General features: G+C 74.6%; 1 protein-coding gene. It reads left to right on the top strand.

Going from position 1 to position 4,104, the window contains the following annotated elements; all coding sequences use genetic code 11:
• Positions 1 to 4,104, top strand: a 4,104-nt coding sequence (locus TR48_RS37760; RefSeq protein ID WP_042375345.1) for a type I polyketide synthase, incomplete at both ends; no start/stop codon positions are given.

Raw genomic sequence — 4,104 nt, 5'->3', positions numbered from 1 at the left:
GGCACTGCGTTCGCGTCGGTCCTGCGGGCCGAGCGCCCGGAGGTCCGCACGCTGACGACCGCGCTCGCCCAGGCCCACGTGCGCGGCGTGGCCGTGGACTGGTCGGCGTTCTTCGCCGGGCGCGGTGCGCGACGGACGGACCTGCCCACCTACGCCTTCCAGCGCCAGTGGTACTGGCTGGAGAACGCCCTCGTCGTGGCGGCCCCGGCCCCGGCGCAGACCGACGCGGTCGATGCCCGCTTCTGGGAGGCCGTCGACAGCGGCGACCTCGACGCCCTCTCCACGGCCCTCGAACTGAGCGGCGACCAGCCGTTCAGCTCGGTGCTGCCAGCGCTCTCCGCCTGGCGTCGCAAGAGCCGCGAGCAGGCGACGGTGGACGGCTGGCGCTACCGCGTCACCTGGAAGCCGGTACGCCAGGCCGCCTCGGGTTCCCCCTCGGGCACGTGGTTGGTGGCCTTCTCGGCCGGGTCGAGCGAGGACGCGGCCGTGCTCGCCGTGCTGCGGACGCTGTCCGCGCGTGGCGTCGAGGTCCGGCAGGTCGAGCTCGACGACGCGGCCCGGGAGCGCGACGCACTGGCGCAGCTGCTGCGTGACGCCGCACAGGACGCAACCGCCGCCGGTGTCGTCTGGCTGCCGGCGTCGGACGCCGAGCCGATGCTCACCGCGACGCTGGTGCAGGCCCTGGGCGACGCGCGGGTCGACGCGCCGCTGTGGTGCGTGACGCGCGGCGCCGTGTCGACGGGCCGCTCGGACCGACTCGCCAGCCCCGAGCAGGCGCAGCTGTGGGGTCTGGGCCGCGTGGTGGCGCTGGAGCACCCGGACCGCTGGGGCGGTCTGGTCGACCTCCCGGAGACCGTCGACGAGCGGGTGCTCGCGCGGCTTGCCGGCGTACTGGCCGGCGCGGGCGGCGAGGACCAGGTCGCGGTGCGCGCGTCGGGCGTCTTCGCCCGTCGCCTGGTGCGCTCGACCCGAGGTGAGGCCGCCGCGTGGCAGCCGTCCGGCACGGTGCTGGTGACCGGTGGTACGGGCGCGCTCGGTGCCGAGGTGTCGCGGTGGCTGGTCCGCAACGGCGCCGAGCACCTGGTGCTGACGAGCCGTCGTGGCCCGGACGCGCCCGGCGCCGCCGAGCTGCGTGACGAGCTGGCCGCCGCCGGTGCGCGCGTCACCGTCGCCGCGTGCGACGTGGCCGACCGCGACGCCCTGGCCGCGCTGCTCGCCTCGCTGGACCAGCCGGTCTCGGCCGTCTTCCACACCGCCGGTGTGCTGGACGACGGGATGGTGGACGGCCTGACCGCCGAGCGCTTCGCCGCCGTCACCCGTCCGAAGGTGGACGCCGCCCGTAACCTGCACGAGCTCACCGACGGCCTGTCGGCGTTCGTCCTGTTCTCCTCGATCGCCGGCTCGGTCGGCAGCGCGGGTCAGGGCAACTACGCCGCCGCCAACGCCTACCTGGACGCGCTCGTCGAGCAGCGCCGGGCCGACGGGCTCGCCGCTACGTCGATCGCCTGGGGCCCTTGGGCCCAGGGCGGCATGGCCGCGGCTGACGCGACCCTGGAGCAGCGCCTGCGCCGCGACGGTGTCCCGCCGATGGCCCAGGAGCAGGCGATCGCCGCCCTCCAGCAGGCCCTGGACCACGGTGACGGCGCCCTCACGGTCGCCGACATCGCCTGGGACCGGTTCCTGTCGGTCATGACGGCCGCGCGCCCCAGCCGCCTCTTCGACGAACTCCCCGAAGCCCGACCGGCCGTCGGCGAGGCGCCGGCCGCCGCCGCCTCGCCGACCGGTCGCCTGGCCGGCCTGTCCGAGGCCGAGCAGCGGCGCGCCCTGCTGGACCTGGTGCGCACCACGGTCGCCACCGTCCTGGCCCACACCGGCACGGAGAAGGTCGAGTCCGGCCGAGCGTTCAAGGAGCTGGGATTCGACTCGCTGACCGCCGTCGAGCTGCGCAACCGGCTCAACGCGGCCACCGGTCTCAGCCTCCCGAGCAGCCTGGTCTTCGACTACCCGACGGCCGACGCGCTGGCCGACCACCTGCGCTCCGAGCTCCTCGGCCGCGACGCCGCCGGCGCGACGCCGGTCGCGGTCACCGCCGTGGCGGATGACGAGCCGATCGCCATCGTCGCGATGAGCTGCCGCTTCCCGGGCGGGGTGACCTCGCCCGAGGAGCTGTGGCAGCTGCTCGTCGCGGGCGGCGACGCGATGTCCGGTCTGCCGACCGACCGGGGCTGGAACGTCGACACCCTCTACGACCCGGACCCGGAGCAGGTCGGCAGGATCTACACCCGCGAGGGCGGGTTCCTCTACGACGCGGCCGAGTTCGACTCCGCCTTCTTCGGCATCTCGCCGCGCGAGGCGCTGTCGATGGACCCGCAGCAGCGTCTGCTGCTGGAGACCGGCTGGGAGGCGTTCGAGCGCGCGGGCATCGACCCGAGCACTCTGCGCGGCAGCCGGACCGGCGTTTTCGCGGGCACCAACGGCCAGGACTACCTCGCGCTGCTGATGAACTCGCCCGAGGAACTGGAGGGCCACCTCGGCACCGGCACCTCGGCCAGCGTGCTGGCGGGCCGGGTCTCCTACACCTTCGGTCTTGAAGGCCCGGCGGTCTCGGTCGACACCGCCTGCTCCTCCTCGCTCGTCGCCCTGCACCTGGCGGTGCAGGCCCTGCGCAACGGCGAGTGCGAGCTCGCTCTCGCCGGTGGCGTCACCGTGATGGCCACGCCGGACACCTTCCTCGACTTCAGCCGCCAGCGCGGGCTGTCGGCGGACGGCCGCTGCAAGGCCTTCTCCGCCGCCGCCGACGGCACCGCCTGGGGCGAGGGCGCGGGCATGCTGCTCGTCGAGCGGCTCTCCGACGCGCAGCGCAACGGGCACCCGGTGCTCGCGGTGGTCCGCGGCTCGGCCGTGAACCAGGACGGCGCCAGCAATGGTCTGACCGCCCCCAACGGCCCGTCCCAGCAGCGCGTCATCCGCCAGGCGCTGGAGAACGCGCGCCTCACCGCCGACCAGGTCGACGCGGTCGAGGCCCACGGCACCGGCACGGCCCTCGGCGACCCGATCGAGGCGCAGGCTCTCCTCGCCACCTACGGGCAGCGCCCCGCCGACCAGCCGCTGCGGCTGGGCTCGATCAAGTCCAACATCGGCCACACGCAGGCGGCTGCCGGTGTGGCCGGTGTGATCAAGATGGTCATGGCGATGCGGCACGGCGTGCTGCCGCAGACCCTGCACGTCGAGCAGCCGACGCCGCACGTCGACTGGTCGGCGGGCGCGGTGGAGCTGCTGACGGAGGCCACGGCGTGGCCGGAGACCGGCGCGCCGCGCCGGGTCGGCATCTCGTCCTTCGGCTTCAGCGGGACCAACGCGCACACCATCCTGGAGCAGGCGCCGGACGTCTCCACGGACGCGGTCGTCGAGGCGACGATGTCGCCCTCGGTACTGCCGGTGGTGCTGTCCGGGCGGGACACGGCCGCGCTGCGGGCGCAGGCCGAGCGGCTGCTGCCGGTCGCCGGGGATGTCGACATCCCCAGCCTCGCCTTCTCCTTGGCGACCGGCCGGGCGGCGCTGGAGCGCCGTGCGGTGGTCGTGGCGGGGGAGCGGGACGAACTGCTGCGCGCACTCGGCGCCCTTGCGGCGGGGGAGTCGGCGGCGAACGTCGTCGAAGCCTCGGCCGTCGAGGGGCGGGTCGCCTTCCTGTTCACCGGTCAGGGCAGCCAGCGGGCCGGAATGGGCGGTGAGCTGTACGAGACGTTCCCGGTGTTCGCGGACGCGCTGGATGAGGTGTTCGCGCATGTGGACCAGCACCTGGACCGTCCGCTGCGGGAGGTCGTCTTCGCGGCGGATGGCGAGCTGGTCCACCAGACCGGCTACACGCAGCCGGCGCTGTTCGCGATCGAGGTGGCGCTGTTCCGTCTGGTGGAGTCGTGGGGTCTGACGCCGGACTTCGTGGCGGGGCATTCGATCGGTGAGATCGCCGCCGCGCATGTGGCGGGTGTGCTGTCGCTGGCGGATGCGGCGAGGCTGGTCGCGGCGCGCGGTCGCCTGATGCAGGCGCTGCCGTCGGGTGGTGCCATGGTGGCGGTGCAGGCGTCCGAGGACGAGGTGCTGGCC

The organism is Streptacidiphilus neutrinimicus, from assembly GCF_000787815.1.
Classification (GTDB): Bacteria; Actinomycetota; Actinomycetes; order Streptomycetales; family Streptomycetaceae; genus Streptacidiphilus; species Streptacidiphilus neutrinimicus.
Note: the sequence above shows the minus strand (reverse complement) of the source record. Positions and strands in the feature narration are given on the sequence as shown.